Origin of the sequence: Veillonella sp., from assembly GCF_018381775.1 — a bacterium.
Lineage (GTDB): Bacteria > Bacillota > Negativicutes > Veillonellales > Veillonellaceae > Veillonella.
The window spans coordinates 1-22,947 of record NZ_JAGZRH010000014.1; the positions used below are offsets into that span (position 1 = coordinate 1).

Annotated in this window: 23 protein-coding genes and 1 other annotated feature; of the genes, 20 read left to right on the forward strand and 3 right to left on the reverse strand. The window is 39.3% G+C overall.

Features of this window, described 5'->3' with window-relative positions:
* Positions 1-27: 27 nt before the first annotated feature.
* Positions 28-1,140, reverse strand: coding sequence for an IS1249 family transposase (locus KH109_RS08565; protein WP_295218646.1), 1,113 nt, complete (start codon positions 1,138-1,140; stop codon positions 28-30).
* Between the two features lie 239 nt (positions 1,141-1,379).
* The gene (locus tag KH109_RS08570) at positions 1,380-1,841 is read right to left on the reverse strand and encodes a helix-turn-helix domain-containing protein (RefSeq protein ID WP_295218648.1); all 462 of its coding nucleotides are present in this window, start codon (positions 1,839-1,841) and stop codon (positions 1,380-1,382) included.
* A gap of 391 nt (positions 1,842-2,232) precedes the next feature.
* Between KH109_RS08570 and KH109_RS08575 the strand changes: the two genes are divergently transcribed.
* The 16 genes from KH109_RS08575 (at position 2,233) to KH109_RS08645 (ending at position 17,459) form a co-directional block, all read left to right on the forward strand.
* A complete protein-coding gene (locus KH109_RS08575) occupies positions 2,233-3,540 on the forward strand; it encodes an FAD-dependent oxidoreductase (protein WP_295218651.1) in 1,308 nt (435 codons plus the stop codon).
* The gene (locus tag KH109_RS08580) at positions 3,537-3,815 is read left to right on the forward strand and encodes a ferredoxin family protein (protein WP_005387378.1); all 279 of its coding nucleotides are present in this window, start codon (positions 3,537-3,539) and stop codon (positions 3,813-3,815) included. Before KH109_RS08575 ends, KH109_RS08580 begins: the two co-directional genes overlap by 4 nt.
* 4 nt (positions 3,816-3,819) lie before the next feature.
* Positions 3,820-4,806: an electron transfer flavoprotein subunit beta/FixA family protein gene (locus KH109_RS08585; protein WP_295218656.1), complete on the forward strand. Its 987-nt coding sequence runs from the start codon at positions 3,820-3,822 to the stop codon at positions 4,804-4,806.
* A complete protein-coding gene (locus KH109_RS08590; RefSeq protein ID WP_295218660.1) occupies positions 4,806-5,807 on the forward strand; it encodes an electron transfer flavoprotein subunit alpha/FixB family protein in 1,002 nt (333 codons plus the stop codon). The genes KH109_RS08585 and KH109_RS08590 overlap by 1 nt, the downstream gene beginning before the upstream one ends.
* 311 nt (positions 5,808-6,118) lie before the next feature.
* Positions 6,119-6,877, forward strand: coding sequence for an SDR family NAD(P)-dependent oxidoreductase (locus KH109_RS08595; protein WP_295218663.1), 759 nt, complete (start codon positions 6,119-6,121; stop codon positions 6,875-6,877).
* 135 nt (positions 6,878-7,012) lie between these two features.
* Positions 7,013-7,612, forward strand: coding sequence for a hypothetical protein (locus tag KH109_RS08600; protein WP_295218665.1), 600 nt, complete (start codon positions 7,013-7,015; stop codon positions 7,610-7,612).
* A 43-nt stretch (positions 7,613-7,655) separates the two neighbouring features.
* Complete coding sequence (locus KH109_RS08605; protein WP_295218668.1) at positions 7,656-8,255, forward strand: hypothetical protein; 600 nt, start codon at positions 7,656-7,658, stop codon at positions 8,253-8,255.
* A gap of 230 nt (positions 8,256-8,485) precedes the next feature.
* On the forward strand, positions 8,486-9,436 hold the full coding sequence (locus KH109_RS08610) for an ABC transporter permease (RefSeq protein ID WP_363158862.1): 951 nt from the start codon (positions 8,486-8,488) through the stop codon (positions 9,434-9,436).
* Complete coding sequence (locus KH109_RS08615; RefSeq protein ID WP_295218674.1) at positions 9,429-10,238, forward strand: ABC transporter permease; 810 nt, start codon at positions 9,429-9,431, stop codon at positions 10,236-10,238. Before KH109_RS08610 ends, KH109_RS08615 begins: the two co-directional genes overlap by 8 nt.
* 69 nt (positions 10,239-10,307) lie before the next feature.
* The gene (locus KH109_RS08620; protein WP_295218675.1) at positions 10,308-11,831 is read left to right on the forward strand and encodes an ABC transporter substrate-binding protein; all 1,524 of its coding nucleotides are present in this window, start codon (positions 10,308-10,310) and stop codon (positions 11,829-11,831) included.
* The gene (locus KH109_RS08625; protein ID WP_295218676.1) at positions 11,824-12,591 is read left to right on the forward strand and encodes an ABC transporter ATP-binding protein; all 768 of its coding nucleotides are present in this window, start codon (positions 11,824-11,826) and stop codon (positions 12,589-12,591) included. The genes KH109_RS08620 and KH109_RS08625 overlap by 8 nt, the downstream gene beginning before the upstream one ends.
* Position 12,592: 1 nt before the next feature.
* The gene (locus tag KH109_RS08630) at positions 12,593-13,333 is read left to right on the forward strand and encodes a dipeptide/oligopeptide/nickel ABC transporter ATP-binding protein (RefSeq protein ID WP_295218679.1); all 741 of its coding nucleotides are present in this window, start codon (positions 12,593-12,595) and stop codon (positions 13,331-13,333) included.
* Between the two features lie 158 nt (positions 13,334-13,491).
* The gene (locus KH109_RS08635) at positions 13,492-13,794 is read left to right on the forward strand and encodes a metalloregulator ArsR/SmtB family transcription factor (RefSeq protein WP_295218681.1); all 303 of its coding nucleotides are present in this window, start codon (positions 13,492-13,494) and stop codon (positions 13,792-13,794) included.
* Between the two features lie 256 nt (positions 13,795-14,050).
* Complete coding sequence (locus tag KH109_RS08640) at positions 14,051-15,250, forward strand: NADH-dependent flavin oxidoreductase (protein WP_295218684.1); 1,200 nt, start codon at positions 14,051-14,053, stop codon at positions 15,248-15,250.
* Positions 15,251-15,753: 503 nt separating this feature from the next.
* The gene (locus tag KH109_RS09800) at positions 15,754-15,993 is read left to right on the forward strand and encodes an AAA family ATPase (protein WP_363158864.1); all 240 of its coding nucleotides are present in this window, start codon (positions 15,754-15,756) and stop codon (positions 15,991-15,993) included.
* A 62-nt stretch (positions 15,994-16,055) separates the two neighbouring features.
* Positions 16,056-17,459, forward strand: coding sequence for an AAA family ATPase (locus KH109_RS08645; protein ID WP_363158866.1), 1,404 nt, complete (start codon positions 16,056-16,058; stop codon positions 17,457-17,459).
* A gap of 79 nt (positions 17,460-17,538) precedes the next feature.
* Here KH109_RS08645 and KH109_RS08650 read toward each other — a convergent pair whose 3' ends face one another.
* Entirely contained in the window at positions 17,539-17,886 is a 348-nt protein-coding gene (locus KH109_RS08650; RefSeq protein ID WP_295218686.1) for a hypothetical protein, read from the reverse strand.
* A gap of 228 nt (positions 17,887-18,114) precedes the next feature.
* On the opposite strand from KH109_RS08650, the gene KH109_RS08655 reads away from it, so the two are divergent.
* The 4 genes from KH109_RS08655 to leuC all read left to right on the forward strand — a co-directional run bounded on the left by KH109_RS08655 (position 18,115) and on the right by leuC (position 22,947).
* Positions 18,115-18,747, forward strand: a complete 633-nt coding sequence (locus KH109_RS08655; protein WP_295218689.1) for a hypothetical protein — start codon at positions 18,115-18,117, stop codon at positions 18,745-18,747.
* Between the two features lie 387 nt (positions 18,748-19,134).
* Positions 19,135-19,542, forward strand: a complete 408-nt coding sequence (locus tag KH109_RS08660; protein ID WP_295218692.1) for a hypothetical protein — start codon at positions 19,135-19,137, stop codon at positions 19,540-19,542.
* Between the two features lie 221 nt (positions 19,543-19,763).
* Positions 19,764-19,967, forward strand: a binding site (T-box leader).
* Positions 19,968-20,147: 180 nt separating this feature from the next.
* Complete coding sequence (locus tag KH109_RS08665; RefSeq protein ID WP_295218694.1) at positions 20,148-21,686, forward strand: 2-isopropylmalate synthase; 1,539 nt, start codon at positions 20,148-20,150, stop codon at positions 21,684-21,686.
* A gap of 1 nt (position 21,687) precedes the next feature.
* Positions 21,688-22,947, forward strand: coding sequence for a 3-isopropylmalate dehydratase large subunit (gene leuC / locus KH109_RS08670; protein ID WP_295218698.1), 1,260 nt, complete (start codon positions 21,688-21,690; stop codon positions 22,945-22,947).

The window sequence follows — 22,947 nt, forward strand, 5'->3', positions numbered from 1 at the left end:
GGGTTATAGGACAAAAAGTGTGTGTGACTAATCCCAATAAGTTGGAAAATCTGTAGACATATGTAGCTCATTCCAAACAGGAGCATCACCCCATTGAGGTATTGAGCGATCTATTTGGCAATAATCAGATAACCGTTTGTAGATAGCAGCAATCGATTCATCTATAGGCATACAATTTAATATATCTGAAATAGAAAGCGGTCTTGGTGAGTGCATATAGCACCACCAATAGACCGCTTTTAGTCTTCTTTCAAGTGAAAGGCCCCTATGAGATCGTAACATACTTCTTAGTTGAGCATTTACTCCACCTTCAATACGATTATTTGTTGTAGGTACTGTAATATCAATACATTCCAAAAATGTAAATAAAGTTTGTTGCCTAATCAGACGCCATAATGATGATTCGGCTTTAAGCAAACGCTCATGTGTAGAGCGTTTGTTTCCGAATTCATCAATCGTCATTTCTCGTAAAAAATCAGAATATGTCATTCGCCACGCTGAAAGTTCATTAATCCATACAAGAGCTTGATCCATTGTTTTCACATTAAATAAATCTTTAGCCAGAGTATAAAGATCCTTTCCTGCTAACGTTTTAGGTCTACTTGTCGTATATCGTCTAACCTGACAAAAAATGTGAAACAAGCATCTTTGGTGACTGCTATGAGGCCAAACTTTACGTAATGCTTTAGGCAAACCATTAGCACCATCAGGCACAACAACTTTAGGTTCGGCAATCCGTTCCATTAAACACTGCCAAGCTCTAGCATGCTCATAACGACAGACATACCATCCTAGAACATGAGTATCATTGCAACAAATCAAAACACATAAATTCCTAGCTAAGTAAATTCCATCAAGATATACCACATCATGTACTTCTTCCACTTTTGGTGGCAATGGCCATATGGACCAAAATTTAGCGGTTTTACGCCTGAATGTACGACCTTTACCAGGCATATCAGCTTGAATATTGGTGCTGAATAACCAATTCAAGAATAGGCTTAACTCTTTACTTAAATTATTAATTTTAACGGTAAATGCCACCTTACAATGTTTGCAAAACCAACGCTGAGAACCAGATTTTAAAACACCGTGTTTAATGCATGTTTCATTACAATCAGGACATTTTATTTGTCGCATAAACTCTTCCTCCATATTTGTTTATATATAGGAAGATATAACCTCATTTTAGTCAGTAATTACAAGGGTTAATTGATGTTTTCACCCACACTTTTTGTCCACCCTCAAACTTCTCCAATATCTAGTGTTATAAGGGTTTTTACACACACTTTTTGTCCTATAAGCCAAAAAAGAGCTATAATCACATGTATTATAGCTCTTTTTCTTTTATCCCTAAGTATAGTGAATAAGGGAGAATTTTATTTTCTGTTTTCATCATGATCGGATCCCTTAGTATTGATTTCGGCAGCGAGTTGCTCGCCAGGCGCAGAGGTTTCCTCTGTTGTAGGATACGAAGTGTCTTCTAAGTTAAGAGTTTCTAATAATTTATCGATATCATCCGATTGGATGGATACCTCTTTGTTATACCAATCGCCGAACTCACGAATTACTTCTTCGTTACGGCGGAAATAGGTATACTGATCAATCTTACGAGACTCTACGAGCTCCGCATTTTCTAAGATACTCATAAATGTAGAGATGGAAGATTGAGATACACCACAGCGCTTTTGAATACTCTTAACACTTACACTGTTAGGGAAATCGATAAGAGTTTTAGTGTGTACTTGTACACCGAATTCTTTCTCTGGGTGCTTTAGCCACAATATAATATCTAACCGATGTGGATTTGATAATGCTTTCAAGATTCTTAACGGGTCCATATGGCCTCCTCTGGTAATTCCAAAATAATGAGTGCCTAACCTTGACCGTGGTCTTGCATTATGCGGTCGTATTATACGCGTGTTGCTCCGTATAGGGTTTTTCCTACTTTTATCATACGCTACTTTTCCTTTGAAAGCTAGATAAACTTATAAATTTCACGAATTGATGAATTTTGTTGCACCTATTGGCAATGAATAGTATGCAATAGTATAAGCATATAATGAGTATATATACATCCTATAGAGTCATAAATAATATATTATCGTAAAATATAGAATATATTCATTTTTCTGTGGTAATTTTTAAAGGTATTTTGGTTCTCCATAGAGAATATATATATACTATATGAACTTATGTAAGTTTAAGCTTTCACATAAAGGAGCTGAGTATATGGCAATTGATCGTAATGAAACATTTGATGTCATCGTCGTTGGTGCAGGACCAGCGGGCTCTGCGGCGGCACTACGTCTCGCAGAACAGCGGGTAAAAGTACTGCTCATTGAACGCGGTACCGCACCAGGCGCTAAAAATATGATGGGTGGACGTATCTACACACATTCTTTAGAGCGTCTTGTACCGGACTTTAGAGACCGCGCACCATTGGAACGTAAAGTAACAAAAGAGCGTATCTCTATTGGCGCTGGTAATGAAATGACTACTATCGAGTATAGTAATCAAGGTGGTAAACCTAATGAAGAGTCCTACGTAGTATTGCGTGCTAAATTTGATAAATGGATCGCAGAAGAGGCTGAGAAAAAAGGTGCGCTTCTCGTATCTAATGTACAAGTAACAGACCTCATTACTGAAGGGGAAGGCAAGCATCGCCGTGTTGTGGGCGTTCGCTGTCACGATGATGAAGTGTATGCAAAACTCGTTATCATCGCAGAAGGCTCCAATACATTACTATTGGAAAAATCTGGCATTACAGGCCCTACCGATCCAAGTACAATGGCGGTAGGCGTTAAAGAAGTATATAAACTTAAAAAAGATGATCTTGAAAATCGCCTCATGCTATCCGGTGATGAAGGTATGGCATGGCTTACATTGGGCGATATGACTGACGGCTTATTAGGCGGTGGCTTTATTTATACTAATAAAGAAAGCCTTTCCGTAGGTATGGTTGTAGGTCTTGAAGATATTGGTAAAGCTAATAAGTCTGTAGACGAAATGCTTTCAGCTTTCACAAGCCATCCAAGAATTGCACCATTGTTGAAAAATGGTCAATTAAAAGAGCATAGTGCCCATCTCGTTCCAGAAGGTGGCTATAAAGCAATGCCACAATTGGGCGGTAATGGTTATATTATCGTTGGTGATGCGGCGCGTATGTGTATGAATCTTGGTTATACCATTCGTGGGATGGACCTTGCCATCGAGTCTGGCATGTGTGCAGCCGATGCAGTTAACGTAGCATTACGTGACGAAAATATGGATCGAGTTGCTAAATTATATGAACGTCAAATCAAGAATTCTTGGTTGCATAAAGATTTGAAATTGTATAAAAATATGCCTGCATTCCTTGCATCCAATCCTCGTATATTCAAGGAATATCCATCTCTCGTAAATAATGTGATGCGCGATGTATTCACTGTTAACGGTGATGGTGCAGTACCAATGATGAAAAAATTGATGGGTCGCGTTGGTGACGTTGGCCTATTTACCTTAGTTCGTGATGCTTTGAAAGGGGTGCATTCCCTATGAAATTAGAAGAGCGCTTGGGCGCCAATAAATACTATGTAGATGAAACGTCTCCTCATATCCTTGTGGATGGCGCTGGCTTCAGCCACGAAGAGAAAATGAAACTCGTAAATGGCTGTCCTGCTGGTCTATATACATTACAAGAAAATGGCGATTTAGCCTTTGATTTCGCTGGTTGTTTAGAGTGCGGTACATGCCGTGTTCTCTGTGGCGAAACGATCGTAAAAACTTGGAAATATCCGCGTAACGCTAAGGGCGTAGAATTTAGACAGGGGTGAGTGTATGGAGTTATTAGTATGTATCAAACAGGTTCCAGATACATCTGAGATTAAGCTGGATCCGGAAACAAATAATCTCATCCGCACAGGCTTGCCTAGCATTGTAAACCCTGACGATATGCATGCGTTAGAGGCGGCTCTTGCGGTGAAAGACCAATATGAAGGTAGTCGTGTAACCGTTCTATCCATGGGCCCTCCACAGGCTGAGGCAGCTCTTCGTGAATGTTTATCCCTCGGTGCCGATGATGCAGTACTCGTTACAGATCGCGCGTTCGGTGGTGCCGATACATTGGCTACTAGCTATACCATTGCGTCTGCCATCCGTCATATTCAACGGACTATGAACCGTCAGTTCCAAATTATCTTCTGCGGTAAGCAAGCTATCGACGGCGATACGGCACAAGTAGGCCCTCAAATTGCAGAGGAACTCGGTATGGCACAAGCTACCTATGCTTGTAAATTCTCCGTAGATACAGCGGCTCAAAAAGCAACTGTAACACGGGAGCATGAGAATGGTTACGAAATCGTGGAAGTGCCATTACCAGTATTAGTAACGGCTACGGCTGAGCTTAACGAGCCACGTCAACCAGGTCTCTGGAGCTCCATTTACGCGAAACGTTATGAAATTTCTCATATTACATTGCGCGATATGCCGCATATTGATGAAAGCCGTATCGGTCTTAACGGCTCTCCTACGCGAGTGCGCAAGGTGTACCAACCACCTCTTCGTGGCAAGGTAGAAATGTTGCCATCCATCGAGGAAGGGGCTAAAAAGGTTCTTGAATTGGCGTACCATATTAAGCCAGAAAAATTTGCTCATCTATTAGTGCCAAATGATGCACCTGTTGAGGTAGCTGAGGACAATGATGAGGGTGTAGATGTAAAAGACCCAGTACAACGGGCTGCGTCTGTTGAAAGCGTATCCCCTAGTGAATTTAAGGCGGTAGCAGCTGCTAAAGGTGATGAAGGTTCTAAAGGAGGTGACCGGTAATGGCCGTAACAAATTTTGATGAATATAGAGACGTCTTTGTCGTAGCTGATACCATCGATGACGTGGTACATCCGGTTACGTATGAACTAATCGGTCAAGCTCGCCGCATTGCTAAGGAATTGGGCCAGCTCGTTCAAGTTATGCTCCTTGGTGAGCATGTGCAAACCGAAGCAGAGGAACTGGTAGCACATGGTGCTGATATTGTTCACGTTTTTGAAAGTCCCCTTTTGAAATACTATACAACGGATGGCTACACTAAGGTGTTAACAGACTTCTTTGAAGACCATAAGCCTAATATCCTCTTGATTGGTGCCACTAACAATGGCCGTGATTTGGCACCTCGCATGTCTGGTCGTATGCAAAACGGCGTAGTTGCTGACTGCACAATCTTGACTGTAGATACGAATGAAGGCCTTGTTGAATGGACACGTCCTGCCTTGGGCGGCAATATTTTGGCGGAAATCATTTCTCCAAACCATCGTCCTCAAATGGGCTCTGTCCGTCCTAACGTATTTAAAAAGCCTGAACGCATTGCAGATAGTTGGGGCCGCATTCAAATTGAACAATTTGACCTCAAGCCTGAAGACATTCGCATGAAACGCCTCGACTTCATTCCATTCAGTAAAGATGGTTACAATATCCAAGAAGCAGATATCATCGTAGCTGGTGGTCGCGGCATGGGTTCTAAAGAAAACTTTGATAAACTTTACGAACTTGCTGAAGCTATCGGCGGCGTAGTAGGTGCTACACGTCCACTCGTTGAAAAAGGCTGGATTGAATTGCCATACCAAGTAGGCCAAACAGGTAAAACTGTAAGCCCTAAACTATACTTGGCATTCGGTATCTCCGGCGCTATCCAACACGTGAGCGGCATCTCCGGTGCTGATACCATCGTAGCTATTAACAACGATCCAAACGCAGAAATCTTCCAACACGCTAACTATGGCATCGTGGGGGACTGCATGGAAGTGTTAAATGATATGTTGGCGCATCTGAAATAAAAGCTAACGTATTTGAGCTCTACTAATCAAATTAAATAAAACATAGGGATACCTATCCTCAGCCTTCATGGGTACGCGTAGCGCCCAAGGCGGCTTCGAATAGGTATCCCTATTTGCTTTCTAACTGGGGTAGAGCTCAAATATTAGCGTATTAAATACAGATACGACTATATATCATTTTAGGGGAAGCGGAAGGCGCCAATGTATACACTATTTTTATCGATTATAGGTGGTAGGGTAGCGTTTTTTGATTTTTATAATGGTATAATTAATTTATTAGAATAGAACGGATTGATGATAAGGAGGCTTTTATGGCTCGTAATATTTTTGTTACTGGTGCAACGTCTGGTATTGGTCTTTGTATTGCTGAGGCTTATGCAAAGCATGGTGATAATGTGTTGATTTCTGGTCGTCGTGCTGAGTTATTGGGCGAGGTACAGGATCGTTTGTCTAAGGAATATGGCGTGCGTGTTGAGACTTTAGTTCTTGATGTGCGTAGTCGAGAGGATGTTGAAAGCAAGGTTCCTGCTGCTATCAAGGCTTTTGGTGGCGTCGATGTGCTCGTAAATAATGCTGGTCTTGCACAAGGGCTTGATCCTTTCCAAGATAGTGCTGTTGATGATGCGGTGACTATGATTGATACCAATGTGAAAGGCCTTTTATATGTAACAAAAGCAGTACTACCTTTTATGATTGATAAAAATGAAGGTCATATTGTAAATATGGGCTCTACTGCAGGCATTTATGCATATCCTAATGGTGCCGTGTACTGCGCTACAAAGGCAGCAGTAAAGACATTAAGTGATGGCATTCGCATGGATACCATAGCTACAGATATTAAGGTTACCACCATTCAACCAGGCATCGTAGAAACTCCATTTAGTGAAGTACGATTCCACGGTGATGCGGAACGAGCTAAAGCTGTCTACGCTGGTATCGATGCAATCCAACCAGAGGATGTGGCCGATGTTGTACTATATGTAACGAACCAACCTAAACGCTTGCAAATCTCTGATGTAACCATCATGGCGAACCAACAAGCGGCAGGCTTTATGGTACATAAGAAATAACAGGCTAAATACTAAGCTTGTTAAAATGATATAGGCAGTATTTATTACTTGAAATCCTATATCATTTAGGATATACTTATTAAGTACGTTTTGGTAAATATAATTTTACAAAACTTATTCTCGGAGATTGTTGTTATGGCAACAAAGATCAAGACATTACTTGTGGCTTCTTTAGCATGTGCAGCTATTGGATCCTTTAGCATTACTAGTGCCCACGATCCATCTGTTAGGGCTAGTTCTGTACCTATGACTGGTGGAATCTCAGTTGAAGCTGCAGAACCAAATCTTATTATGCCTAGCCCCGTACATGTGTTCACTACAGTTAAAGAAGCGGCGGAGTATATGAATATGACACCTCAGATGCCAAAGTTGTTACCTGTAGGTTTCAATATTCAATCTGTCATAACCTTAGAGAAAGACATATTACAAGTTGTTTATGTCTATGAACCTGGTGCGGAGCCATATTATAATCAAGATGGAGGCGCATATATTATATATCGTTCATCTAAGTTAACTGGTGATATCAGTGGTGACCATAAAATTCATAAGGTGATAGAACTAGAACGTGTAGACGGTATGAAGGTTACTTTCAAAGGCAGTGACAACATGGTCTATCTTGCATCGTGGATAAAAGATGGACAAAATCACTCTTTAGATTTTTATCGTCCTGTTACACGAGATGTGGCGAAGGCTATTATCCGTAATATTGGTGAAGAACAATCACATATAAAATAAATGTGTTTTTATAATTTTGTGTTGACCGAAGGGAGATATACCCATGGTTAAAAAATTTGTATTACTAGCAGTTGCATGTGCGTGCGTAGGTTCTTATACTGTTGCTGGTGCACAAGGTACTTTAGATGTAAAACCAGATCCAGCCAAACCTGTAGTTGCAGAACAGGCAGCACCAATGGTTGGTATGCCAAGCCCAATTCATGAATTCGATACTATTGATGAAGCTGCCAAATACATGAATATTATGCCTCATCTACCTAAAGTATTACCTGTAGGCTATAATATTGAGTCTGTAAGCACAATCAATAAAGATGTATTGCAAGTTGTGTATGTTTACCAAGCTGGTGAAGATGCAACTCGCAACCAAGCTGCAGGCAAACGTATCATTTATCGTGTAGCTAATACAACAGGTGATATCAGTGGTGATTATAATGATTACCGCGTAACAGCAACTGAAAAGGTAAACGGTACAAAGGTTACTTTCAAAGGTGGCGAAAAAATGGTATACCTCGCAGGTTGGACGAAAGATGGTCAAACACATGCGATGTACTTTGAGCGCCCTGTAACTCGTGACATGGCGAAAGCGATTATTGCTAATACTGTGGCACCTACAGCACATACAAATACAGCACATACAAAATAATATAACAGTCCAGCCTAGTGGGATAGGCATGCGAGCTGTGGTGAAGCACTCGCATGGACACTGTAAGGGTTTTATATGGAACGGCTCCTCCTATGAGGGGTCGTTTTTGTATATATAACTAAATTTCATAATGAAAATCATTCCAAATACCTATACTGATATATATAGAAATGAGAATAAATGTTATAATACTATGTGACTATTTTGTGATAAAGAAGGCAGGTGATGTGTTGTATCGATTGATATTGCAGCGTTTAGCAAGCATTTTAGGTATTTTATTGGTGGTTACTATCGGTACATTTGTATTGATAAAATTATCACCTATCGACCCTGTGTCGATGAAGTTTAATCTGTTAGGGGCTACACCTGATCCAGTTGTTGTTGCACAGCTACGAGAGCAGTTAGGGCTCAATGATCCTTGGTGGCAGCAATACTTACGTTGGTTAGGTCAAATTATACAAGGTGACTTTGGTGAGTCTATTCTGTATGCTTTGCCAGTGACTACGATTTTAGGTGGTGCTTTACCGAATACATTAGGTCTTGTATCGCTAGCACTTGTTATAGGTATCGCTGTAACTATCCCTCTTGGCATATTAGCTGCAAAATATCAGGATTCCTGGGTGGATCATGGTATCCGTCTAGTTACGTTTTTAGCTTTAGCTATCCCAAGCTTTTGGGTAGGCCTACTGCTATTGTATCTATTTGGTGTCAAATTACAGCTCGTATCTGTGACGAATACAAAGGGCTTTGCTGCCTATGTATTGCCAGCTGTAACCCTAGCCTTATGGCTATGCGGCTTGTATATTCGTCGTTTGCGCAATGCCATTTTAGAAGTATCTCGGCAGCCTTTTGTGCAAGGGGCTCGCGCTTTGGGGCTACCTGAGTGGATGGTGTATACCCGTTATATCTTCCCTTATGTAGGCCTTATGTTATTGCCCATGATGGGGGTAACGATGGGTGCCATGCTAGGTGGGTCTGCCGTTATTGAAATGGTATTCGCCATTAAAGGCTTTGGTTACATGATGGTGCAAGGCATTGTGGCTCGCGATTATGTTTTGATGCAAGGCTACATTATTTGGATTACTATGGTGTTTATCGTGATTAATATTATCATCGATGTCGTGAGCATTTGGCTAAATCCAAAACGAAGAGCCGCTATAAAAGGAGGTTCTTATGAGTAGACAAAAGCCGTATATCTTATATGTTATGTTATGTTTGGCTGCTCTTTGGATTATATTTTTCCTATGTGCTCCTTATATAGCACCATTCGATCCGGAGACGACTAGTGTGGCAGATCGCTTACAAGACATAAGCAGTACTCACTTATTAGGTACTGATCAGTTAGGGCGAGATGTTTGGTCTCGCATCCTCTATGGCGGTAAAGCTTCGTTAGGCATTGCTTTCACCATTATCGGTATCAGCGGTGCTATCGGCATCGTTATTGGCGGATTGGCAGGATTCTCTACACCACGTATCGACCGTTGGTTATCTCGCTTAATTGATTTGGTACTAGGGTTCCCGAATATGGTGATTGCCATTGCTTTCATCGGTATTATGGGGCCGAGCATCACGAATGTCATCCTGTCCCTGTGCATTACTAAATGGGCGGAATATGCGCGTATCACTAGAGGCCTCGTACAGATTGAACGCCATGCGGAGTATATTACCTTTGCTCGCATGTCGGGGGCTTCGAACCTACGAATTCTGAGTCGATATATTTTGCCGAATGTATTGCCGCCGTTGTTGATTGTTATTATTCAACATCTAGGGGAGACTATCATCTTGGTAGCCAGTTTCTCGCTCATCGGAATCGGTGTACAACCGCCAGATCCAGAGTGGGGTGCTATTTTGTTGAGTTCCCGAGATTTTCTACAAACTGCGCCATGGCTGTTAATTTATCCAGGGCTCGCAATTTTTATTACTGTTGTTTTATTTAACTATATTGGCGATGCGTTGCGCGATGCTCTCGATGTATCTCGCTAACGGCGCTGTGTATAGATTTTTATGGTAAAAGTCTCTTTCACAGAGGCGATGTTCAAAAAAGGAGAAGTTATGAAACGTTGGTTATTAGTGTGTCTAACTATGCTGAGCATGGTAGCTCTCTTGGTTGGTTGCGGAAGTGATACGGCTAAAGACGGCAAACAAGGGAAGCATATGAATGTTGGCTTGTATTGGTTTGGTGAAACATTAGATCCAACTCACGAGTGGGATGCGTGGACATTGACGCGTATCGGCGCTGGTGAAACATTGGCAACGGTAACACCAGATATGAAATTTACTCCACAATTAGCAGACTCCTGGGAAAATGTGGACCCTACAACATGGAAATTCCACATCCGTGAAAATGTTAAATTCCATAATGGTACGCCTATGACTCCACAAAAGGTAAAAGAGTCTATCGAGTACACAATGAAACAAAGTGCTCGTTCCGCGAAAGCTGTTAAAATCGAGTCCATCACAGTAGATGGTCAAAACTTGATTATTAAAACAACAGAACCTAATGGTTCCTTGTTAGCTAGCTTAACTGAACCAGCGTTCGTTATCATGGACACTGCAGACCTTAAAGACGTAGCATCTAAACCAGTTCTTACAGGTCCTTATAAAATCACTGCTTTCACAAAAGGTGAAACAATCGAACTCGCTGCCTTCGCAGATTACTGGGGTGGCAAACCAGGTCTTGATACTGTAACAGTAAAAGACATCGAAGATAACAATAAGCGCGCTATGGCGTTGCAATCTAAAGACGTTGATTTAATCCAAAAAGTGGACTCTGCTAACCGCAGCTTGTTCAAAGATGGCTTCAACATTCAAGACGTTGCAGGCGTTCGTGTGCTCATGTTGAAATTGAACCATACTGAATTATCTCCATTACATGACAAAGCTGTACGTTCCGCTATTGCTCATATTATTAACTACGATTCTATGGCGAAAATCATTGGTAACAGTTCTACACAAGGTGCGGCTCCATTCCCACCATCTGCTAATTTAGGTTTTGATTCTATCGCTAATAAACCGATGACAGATGTAGCTAAAGCTGACCAACTTTTGACTCAAGCTGGCTATGCTAAGAATGCAAACGGTATCTATGCTAAAGATGGTAAAGAATTGGCTCTAACTCTTGCTATTTGGGGTAAAGACACAAGCTTATACGAAGAAATTCAACAAGAATTGAAACAAGCTGGCATTGCAGTAACTCTTAAAAAATTACAAGGCGCTGGTGAAGTAGATACACTTGGTACAGATGGCTTTGATATGGTAGAACGTGCTGTGGTTACTATGTCTACAAATGACCCGTACTGGTACCTCAGCTTGTTCTACAAAACTGGTGCGAAATCAAACGTTGGTGCTTACTCCAACCCTCAAGTAGACGCATTAATCGATCAATTGTCCGTAACATTTAATCAAAATGAACGATCTAATATTGCAAAACAAGCGCAACAATTGCTAGTTGATGACGTAGCAGATATCTACTTGATGTATCCAAGTGCAACTGTTGTATCTACTACAAAGGTTAAAAATGTACCAGTACATCCAATCGATTACTACTTATTAACAAAGGATTCTACTATTGAATAAATCTGATTGTATCGTATTTGATAATGTATCGATTTCATACGGTTCGGAGCAAGCGGTACGGAATGTATCCTTCTCCGTGCCTACTGGTGAGGTCTTTGCTATCGTTGGTGAGAGTGGCTCTGGTAAATCTACGCTAGTTCGCGCCGCCTTTGGCATGTTGAAACAAGCTACTATTAGTGGTCAAATCCTCTTAGATGGTAGCGATGTTTCTACCTTGAAAGCCAGTGATTGGCGGCAATTGCGGGGCACCAAGATTTCCATGATCTTTCAAAATCCTAGCGCCTATTTAAATCCAAATCGCACCGTAGAAAATCACTTCAAAGATTTGTTCCGTGCTCATGGTGAAAGCTATGAAATAGCTCGCGTCATCGACATGCTGAAGTTAGTTCATCTCAATGATGGTGAGCGGATTTTACAGTCTTATCCGTTTCAATTGAGCGGTGGTATGCAACAGCGACTAGCTATAGCCTTAAGTCTCATCTTGAAGCCGAGCATCGTATTTGCCGACGAACCAACTAGTGCTCTGGATATGCTCGTGCAAGCCTCTGTATTAGACCTTATGAAAGAGGTAACACAAGCTCTTGGAGCAACGGTGATTATCGTAACTCATAATATCAAGTCGGCCGCGCGAATTGCCAATAGCATTGGCGTTATGAATAAGGGACAGCTCGTTGAAGTAGGATCCACCGAAGAGGTTATGGCATGTCCAAAAGATGAGTATACTCGCGTCTTGTTAGATTCTGTAACGAAAGTGGTGTAGTATGATTCAACTCGAGAATATCTGTAAACAATATACAAACCACAATCATACGGTCCGCGCTGTAGATAACGTATCCTTTTCCGTGGCTCCCAATGAACGCGTAGGCATTGCTGGTGGTAGTGGCTCTGGTAAAAGTACGCTGCTTAGGATGATTGCCATGCTAGAAAAACCTACATCTGGCACCTTGCGACTCCTTGGTGAGGATATCCATTCCATTCAACATCATAGGGATATATATCGCTCTATGCAGATGATGTTCCAAAATCCTTTAGCGGTGATTCCGCCTAGGATGAATTTAGAAGAATTTCTCTTAGAGCCGTATATCAACTATGGTCTCATGGATGTGGCGGCAGCAAAGGACGATATCCGCAAATGGATTCAACATGTAGACCTGCCTGAAACGATCGTTAACAAATACCCGCATGAGGTCAGCGGCGGTCAACTACAACGCGTTGTATTAGCACGAATCATGCTGATGAACCCGAAACTAGTACTCTTTGATGAACCTACATCAGCCCTTGATGCGGTGAACCAAAAACTAGTGCTAGACCTCTTACAAAAACTACATAAGGAACAACCCTTCGGCTACGTATTCGTCAGCCATGACATAGGCCTGTTACAAGCCGTAACAGATCGAATCATTGTCATGAAAGATGGGCAAATCGTAGAAACTATCGAATCAAAACGACTTAAAGAAGCGGTACATCCATATACACAAGCACTTGTGGAAGCAAGTTTATAAAGAAAAGCCCCTGTTTGGATATGCTATTTTTACTGGAGAACCAGTAAAGGTAGTACATATCAATATCAGATAGGGGCTTTTCTTTATAAAACATATGATATAACGATAAATTGATATATCGCGAAATTACGATATAATAATGTTAGAGGTGATTAAAGATGAATCAATTAGAGATCTTTAAAGCACTTGCTAATGAATCACGTCTACAGATTCTATTTTGGTTAAAAGATCCAAAGCGTTACTTTACACATCAAGAACCGGTAGACATGGTGGAAGTCGGCGTCTGTGTAGGTCAAATTCAGCTCAAATTAGGCGTTACCCAATCGACAGCGTCTCAATATTTATCTGTATTGCAAAAGGCAGATTTGGTGATTGCCACACGAATTGGTAAATGGACCTATTACCGTCGCAACGAGGAAACCATTGTAGAATTAGCAAAGTTGGTAGAAACTGAATTATAAAAGAGCATGAATATATAACACATAAGTATGTGTCACAGAATTACTAGGCTGATGATTGTATTGGTAACACTAGTATACTGATAACACAGTTATTGATACGATGTGTACTATCTAGAGAGTGTGATTATATAGGATTGCTTTTTTATTAATTTAACATATCGGCAATTCGCAATATGTGAATGTGAAAATATAATTCAGTCATCAGCTAGATGTATATCATATAAAATTCCTATAGTATTAGGAGAAAGAGGCTATAATGGCACAACATAACTTAACAGATACAATTACATTCCGTCGTGGCTTAACGATTTCTAATCGCATTGCCTTGGCTCCGATGCAAACTCAATCTGCATTAGAGGGTGGCTATGCAAGTAATGATACGGTCCGTTATTACAATCATCGTTCTAAGGCAGCAGGCCTATTGATTACTGAGTTCCATTATGTTAGTGAAAGTGGTGGCCCAGCTTATATGCCTGGCTATCCATCTCAAATGGGCATTTACTCTGATGTTCATTTAGAAGGGGCTAAGAAAATTGCACAAGCTTTAAAGAAAGATGGCAATAAAGCGGTTATGCAGATTCATCACGGTGGACGCATGGCGATTGGTCGTTTTATTAATCATCAAGACGTTGTAGCACCTAGCGACTTACAACGTAAGTTCCCTGTTCGTGCTCTTACTGAAAGTGAAATTGAAGAGATCATTGCAGACTTTGGTCGCGCTACAAAACGAGCTATTGAAGCGGGCTTTGATGGTGTAGAAATCCACGGTGCTAACCATTATTTATTGCAACAATTCTTCTCTGTATTAACAAACCACCGTACAGATAAATGGGGCGGGTCTTTAGAAAATCGCATGCGTTTCCCATTAGCCGTTGTGCGTGAAGTAAAACGCGTAGTAGCAGAAGCGGGCGTACAAAACTTCATCATTGGCTACCGTTTGAGCCCAGAAGAAATCCACGGTACAGATATTGGCTATACTTATAAAGAATCCCTTCAACTGGTAGAGGCTATCGTAAAAGAAGAGTTAGATTACATCCACTTATCCTTATGGGGTGGCTATGATTCAAAACCAGAAGGTGCTGATGAATCCTTTGGCTCTTTATTCAAAGCTGTTCTAGATGATGAAACAAAACTTATCATTGTAGGCAATATCTTCAGTGAAGAATCAGCTCGTGATGCGGTAGAAAACTATACAGATATTATCGCTGTAGGCCGCGGTACTTTGGTAGATCCTGAATTTGGTCAAAAAATTATGGACGGTAAAGGTGATACCATCGTTCACGAAGTAACTCCAGAACATGTTCCAAACATGCACCTAACACCAGGCCTATTTGAGGCCTTCACACGTACTGACTCCTTGGGCTTGCCACCACTACTAGGTGCAGAATCCATCTACGACCAACATAGAGGTACATACGATAACCATCCACTAGCAATTCCATATGCGGAACAATAAATAGCAAACATCAACTAAATTAGTAAAAAAATTTAGTAAATAATTTTGTAAATAACTTCGTAAATAAACTCATAAAAAACACAGATTATTAAGTAAATTTTTTAGTTAAATAATCGAATCACAATACATAAAACTATACACCCATACACCCATAAATAACTTGTGTAAGTAAGTTTGTAAAATAAGAGGCTGTAGCAGAATACAATTATAACGTATTCTGCTACAGCCTTTTTGTGGATTATATTTTGTTTATTACTTTTATAAATTAATAATTCTTATATATGCAGGATATTTAGTTAAGGTGTAGAAATATAATAGTATATGGATTAAAATAGTGAAACTTTTATAGTTTGCTTATAATTTAATATTAGTAGGGAGGTGTCTATGTGGTTTAAAATATTTTCCTAAAGAAATAGATATAAATGTAAAGAATTATTTAAATTAATATAGAAGGGCTAGATTAGATTGAGAATTAAAAATGTTCTAATTAAAAATTCCGATCTATTAAGACTGGAGAGTTTGCGATTGATAATATAGCAGCTTTAGTAGGAGAAAATAATTCTGGAAAGACAAGTGTCCTTAGAGCTTTAAATGCAGTATTTAATTATTTGGATGAAGAGCCTTACTTTAGAAATGAGAGTCATAAATACTCTTCTAGAGCAAATACACATATTAAGATTACACTTATAGATGAGAATAATTCTTTTGGTAAAAAAGTTTTTTTGAAAATGGGGAGATCATAATTGAGTTTCTCTATAAATATAGTACTAGAAAAAGAAGTATAGTAATTAAAAATTCTCAAGGGATTAAGCTTGAAGATACGTCTATTGATTTTATAGATGAAATCAATAAATATATTAATTATGTATATATTTCTACTAATAGAAGTGATAATAATACTATTTGGTCTGAAGAATCGCTATTTAAAAGACTTTTAGTTTCATATATGAATAAGCATACAGAACGTAGAGATCGACTTTCTTCTAGCGTAAAAAAAGCAAGTAATAAAATATATGAAAATGCATTAAAACAGTTAGAGATTCAATTAGATAAGCTTCACTTACAAAATAAACCAATAGAATATAAATTGAATTTTGATGAAAATATAGATTATCTTTCATTGTTAAATAAAGTCAATATTTCTATATCTAATAATGGAGATTGTTTTTTATTAAGAGATTGGGGAAGTGGAACTAAAAGTTTAGCGATTATAGCAATGCATAGAGCATTGGCTCAAATTAATGGAACTAGTATAGTTTTAGGGATAGAAGAGCCTGAAATGAACTTACATCCGCAAGCACAAAAAAGGTTTATTCAATCATTAAAGAATTCAATCGAAGATGGTCATAATGAAGTCCAAATACTTTTTACTACTCATTCAACAGTATTGATTGATGAATTGCATCCTGAGCAAATTTTATTAGTAAAGCGTGTTGTTGACAGTAGTAGAAATTTTCATAGTGAGATTCGATATTTATCAAAGAAGTTTTGGGAAAGAAGTCATGTATCATATAGCGGATATAAAAATTTTTATGATGTCAAAAATAGTGAGTTTTATTTTTCAAAATATGTCATTATATGTGAGAGTTCAACAGATGAAAAAGTTTTAAGATGTTTAGTGGGAGATGCGTTAAGGGCTGAGATGGCAGATATATCTATTATTAACCTAGGAGGGGTTAATAATTTGAATTATGCTATCTATTTACTTAAGGATTTAGATATTCCTTTTATTACTGTTCTTGATAAAGATTTTTTCTTTGATTATAAAAATGATAAGTTAGAAAAAAGTAGAGACAATAAAGGCTTTCCAAAGTATAAAAGTACCATGACTACAGTTCCTCAAAAAAGGAAAGTAATCGATGATTTTTTAAAAAATAAAACTATAGAGAATGCAGAGAAAAATGTAAATCAATTCAGGTTATTATGGAAAAATTTGGCTGATAATAGGTTTCTAATTATGAAATATTCTCTTGAAGTTGATTTAATTTTGTCCAGTAAAGCACGTAATAAATATATAGAATTATTGAATAAATCAAATTCTGAGGATATTACAAAAACTTTATTATGTGAATGTATGGGGGCAATAAAAAAACGTGAGAATATTTTACAGGTGCTAAATACATTAGAGCCAAGAGAATATCCAGAAAGTTATAAAAAGATAAAGAATTTTATTATTAAGGATGTAAAGAATCATATTAATAATAATTGAGTAGTATTAGTAATATAAAATAATATAGTTTGAAATAAAAAATAACTCCTCATAAAATAAAGGAGTTATTTTTTAGAAATTATTCAATCTCCGCTTTCAAATCGATAACGTGTTTACATGCCACACAGCCAGGGCAGTCGCATAGTTCTGCACCTTCTGCTTTGATGTCTTTAGCGTGTTGTAAAAGATTAGCAGCGCCTTCTTCACCAAGGATTTGTACAGCCAGTTCAGAGCCTGCAAAGCCGATTGTTTCATCGATAAGCGCAATGTTTTGCTCTGCTACAGATACGAGTTGTTTTGTAAGTTCTTCTTGTTTAGGTGTACCTTCTGCGTTGATCCAAGATTGAGCAAATTCCTTTACTGTTTCATTGCTTGTAGGTGCATCTAATAATGCTTGTACGAGTTGTATTAATTGTGTATGTGTCATGATTATTTCCTCCATATAATTACTAACTATAGTTTTGGAATAGTGCATTTAGTATCATATGAGCACCTGTTCCTTTTGTTGAATTCATTATAACACCTACAATAATTTTGAATAGTTGAATGATTTGCGATAGATACTATCAAATGTGATAGATTTGTAATGATAGCTGTTTCAAATTTTAGTGATATAATTTACTTGATATATAGTTTGTTTACAGGGGAATATATCATGAAAAAGGTTGTATGTGCGTTAGCTACGCTAGCTTTTATAGGTTCCATCAATGTTGTGTTCGCAGATGACTTGATGAGATTCCGGCTTAATGGTAATTCGATTTATAATCAGCCTTATGGTGATCGTAATGAGTTCCCATGTCCTGATGGGATGGGTAGTTGTAGTATGACTGATAGTGATTATAGAAGCATTCGTAAGGGTCAATCGCTAGAGATGTTTGATACTGTATATGAGGCTAAGCAACATTTGAACTTTAAACCGCAGTTGCCAAGTGGATTAGAGGGGTTTCGTCCTATACATGTATCCATTGTAGATCACGATGTATTACAAGTCGTGTATGCCTATCATGAGATTTTAAAAGGAACATATTTTGACCGTGTCGATGATATGCCGAAATATATTAAGTATCGTGTATCGACTCTATCAGGTAATATCGCAGGCGATTATAAGGATTACTTATCTCAGAAAAACGATGTTGTAAATGGAATGACGATAACCTATCGAATGGTGGATGACGCCGTTTACTTAGCTTCTTGGGAGTATGAAAAACAGAACCATGTGTTCTTATTTAATGAGCCAGTTTCTGTTGAGCGTGCTAGAGAAATGATTAACAGTGTAAGTACTAATTAAGTTTATTACTGTACTATCTTTTTAAGCCTGATTAGCTTATAATATACATATAAAGAGAGCCCATTAACGTGATTAGGGCGTTAGGCTCATCTAAAACTGAACAAAATTATGATGACGCCTAACGTGTTAGAGGACTGCACTCCTCTATACGTTAGGCGTTTATCGTTGTACTACTTAACTAGTGCAATGATAGTGACTACTGATAACAGAACTATGATAATTACATAGGTAACTTCATGATTTGTCATAGTATCACCTCCTCGCGGAGATGAACCTAACTCACGTCAACGGACTCTCTTCGTAATAAGTATAGCAAAATACTCTTTACACAAATAGCGATATACAGTTCTCTTTGTTGTGATTTATATTAAAAATAACGGAGCTTATATGAACACAGATAATTATAAGATTTCAACGTTGCCATATATAGAAAATGCTAGTAATGAGATAATGGAAAAGTACAATATAAAAGCGCATTATGAAACGGAACCGCCTCATGGAGATGCTATATATTCTATTTCTATAAAGGGAAAAGCATTGCCATTTTGGATTTATGGTAGGGATGTTACTTTCATAGGTAGTAGTATGGTTATGGTGGAGTCTGTAAGATGCAAAACCTGGGATCCCATTGAAACCATTATTATTGATTTAGAGAATGAAGTATATGCTAATCTTAAGGAATGGTATACAGATATTTCATTTGTTAATAATCGAATAGTGCTTACTAATCAAGTTGTAAAAATGGATAAACGAATTCTAAATAATTTTGAGGATTTAAATTGGATAAGTTTTTAAGATTGATTGAGTAGAGGTCGCATTGATTATATTATAGTGAAGTGTTATTCTATATATGACAAGGGATGTCAATATGTGACATGGTCTCATATGAACGAAAAAATAGCAGGGCGGCCACCCTGCTATTTTTATTGTGCTAGTTATAAATGAGAATGTATCATATTCATTTTATTTTAATTGACATAACTCTATAGAATACCGTATAATACCTTTATATCTTAAAACGAGCTATGAATGGGTATAAAGGTTTACAGATCCTGCTTTCAGAGAGTTGCCGGTTGGTGCGAGGCAATAGAGGTTGTACGCTGACACTCTCCCGTGAGCTTTGGTGGCGAATACAGCAGTAGTCATCGACGGTGGTTCCGTTATACCCGAAACGAGTCCCAATTAGGGTGGTACCGTGTTATGAATATAACGCCCCTTTGAGCAACGACAGTTGTTCTGAGGGGCTTTTTTTATTGTAAAAGTCTAGTAAAATTACTAATTTGATGTATCTATGTTGGCTTCAGACGAAATAGCGTTGAAATCAGCGATTTTACTAAACTTTCACAATTGATAGATATAATAAAGTGTTATGTTTTATTAGTATAGAAAAGGTGAAGATTATGGATCAAAATCACGTATATTTCTTCGATACAACCCTTCGTGATGGGGAACAAACACCAGGTGTGTCTTTACAAACTCCTGAAAAAATTGAAATTGCGAAAGGCCTAGTACGCCTCGGCATCGATGTAATCGAGGCTGGTTTCCCAGCAGCATCCCCTGGGGATTTTGAAGCAGTACAAACGATTGCACGCGAAGTGAAAGGCGCAACAATTTGTGCGTTGGCACGTGCTAATGAAAAGGACGTACAAAAAGCGATTGATGCATTGAAAGATGCGGAACGTAGCCGTTTGCATGTATTCATTGCTATTTCTGAACTTCATATGGAATATAAATTAAAAATGACTCGCCAAGAGGTATTGGATAAGGTTAAATCCGTATTGGCATATGCAAAAGGTAAGGTTGATGAAATCGAGTTCTCCGGTGAAGATGCGGCACGCTCTGATTTAGATTTCGCATGCCAAGTATTTGGTGTTGCCATTGCTGGTGGTGCAACAATTATTAATGTACCAGACACAGTAGGTTATATGAACCCTAATGAGTTCGGTGATAAAATCCGCTATATTAAAGAACATACACCAGGTATTGAAAATGCCATAATCTCCGTTCATTGTCATGATGACTTAGGTCTTGCTAATGCAAATACGTTAGCTGCTATTAAAGCAGGCGCACGCCAAGTAGAAGGCACAATTAATGGCCTAGGCGAACGGGCTGGTAACGTAGCGATTGAAGAAGTTGTAATGGCTCTTAAAACACGCCATGATTACTTCGGCGACCTTCAAGTGAACATCGATACAAAACAATTTACAAAAGTTTCTAAACTAGTAAGTCGTTTGACAGGTGTCGTAGTTCCACCAAACAAACCAATCGTTGGCTCTAATGCCTTTGCTCATGAGTCTGGTATTCACCAACATGGTATGATGAGCAACCCTGAAACATATGAAATCATGACTCCTGAGTCCGTAGGGGCTGAAAAAACAGACCTCGTATTGGGTAAACACTCTGGCCGTCATGCGTTCGCTGATCATTTGGCAAAACTTGGTTTCCAATCTTTCACAGAAGAGAAAATCAACGACCTCTTCGCTAAATTCAAAGAATTGGCAGACCGCAAAAAACAAGTATACGATGATGACATTATCGCGCTTGTAGTAGATAACTTACATCACAAAAAAGCATTCGAGCTTGTGGCTCAATACTATAAACTTGGTGAAAAAGGCTACGCCTATGCTGACGTTCGTCTCATGACCCCAGAAGGCGAAAAAGCCGATGCTGCGGTCGGTGATGGTCCAGTAGACGCATCCCTTAAAGCTGTTGAACGTGTGGTTGGCTTGCCAATTAGCTTAAAAGATTACCAAATCCGTGCCATCACAGCCGGTAAAGATGCCCTTGGGGAAGCAACCCTTAAGGTAGAATACAACGGTCGCTTGTACCATGGTCGTGGTATTAGCACCGATATCGTTAAATCAAGTGTGAACGCATATATTAATGCAGTAAACTCAGTATTCCTAGCTATGGAGCTAGAACAAGAGGAGGAAAAATAATATGGGTATGACCATTACTGAAAAGAATATGGCTCGCCACGCGGGTCTTGATGTTGTAAAACCGGGCCAAATCATCGAATGTCATTTGGATGCTGTTTTGATGAACGACATCACATTCCCACCAGCGCGTAAAGAGTTCTTAAAAATCGGCAAACCTGTATTTGACCGTCATAAAATCTACTTGGTGCCTGACCACTTCACACCAAACAAAGATATTCAATCTGCTACACAAGCGAAAGTTATGCGCGATTTTGTACGCGAACATGGCATTACAAACTACTTTGAAGTGGGTCGTATGGGTATTGAGCACGTTATTTTGCCAGAAAAAGGCCTTATCGGTCCTGGGGAAATGATGATCGGTGCTGATTCCCACACTTGTACATATGGTGCGGTAAATGCATTCTCCACAGGCGTAGGCTCCACTGATGCGGGCGTTGCTATGGCAGAAGGTAAAACTTGGTTCAAAGTGCCTGAAACAATTAAGGTTGAGCTTATCGGCAAACCTAACAAATGGGTAACTGGTAAAGACGTAATCCTTGATTTAATCGGTAAAATCGGCGTAGATGGCGCTCGTTACATGGCTCTTGAATTCGCTGGCGAAGGCGTACAACATATGACTATGGCTGACCGTCTTACAATCTGCAACATGGCTATCGAAGCTGGCGGTAAATGTGGCGTATTCCCATATGATGAAATTACTGAAGCATACATTAAAGGTCGCGTAAATCGTCCTGTAGAACCTATTAATCCTGACCCTGATGCAGTATATGCTCAAACTGTGACAATCGATTTGTCCAAATTGCAACCAGTGGTAGCATTCCCTCATTTGCCATCTAACACACATTACATCAACGAGATCGACAAAGATATTAAAATCGACCAAGTTATCATCGGTTCCTGTACAAATGGCCGTTATGAAGACTTGGTGGCAGCTGCAGAAATCTTCAAAGGTCGCAAAGTAGCTCCATTCGTTCGTTGTATTGTAATTCCTGGTTCCCAAGATGTATACGACCAAGCTATGAAAGATGGTTTATTGGACATCTTCATTCAAGCTGACTGCGCAGTGTCCACGCCAACATGTGGTCCTTGCCTAGGTGGTTACATGGGTATCATGGCTGAAGGGGAACGCACAGTTTCCACAACAAACCGTAACTTCCGTGGTCGTATGGGTCACGTTGATTCTGAAGTATATTTGGCAAGCCCTTACGTGGCGGCAGCAAGTGCTGTATTAGGCCGCATTGCAGGCCCTGAGGAGGTTTAA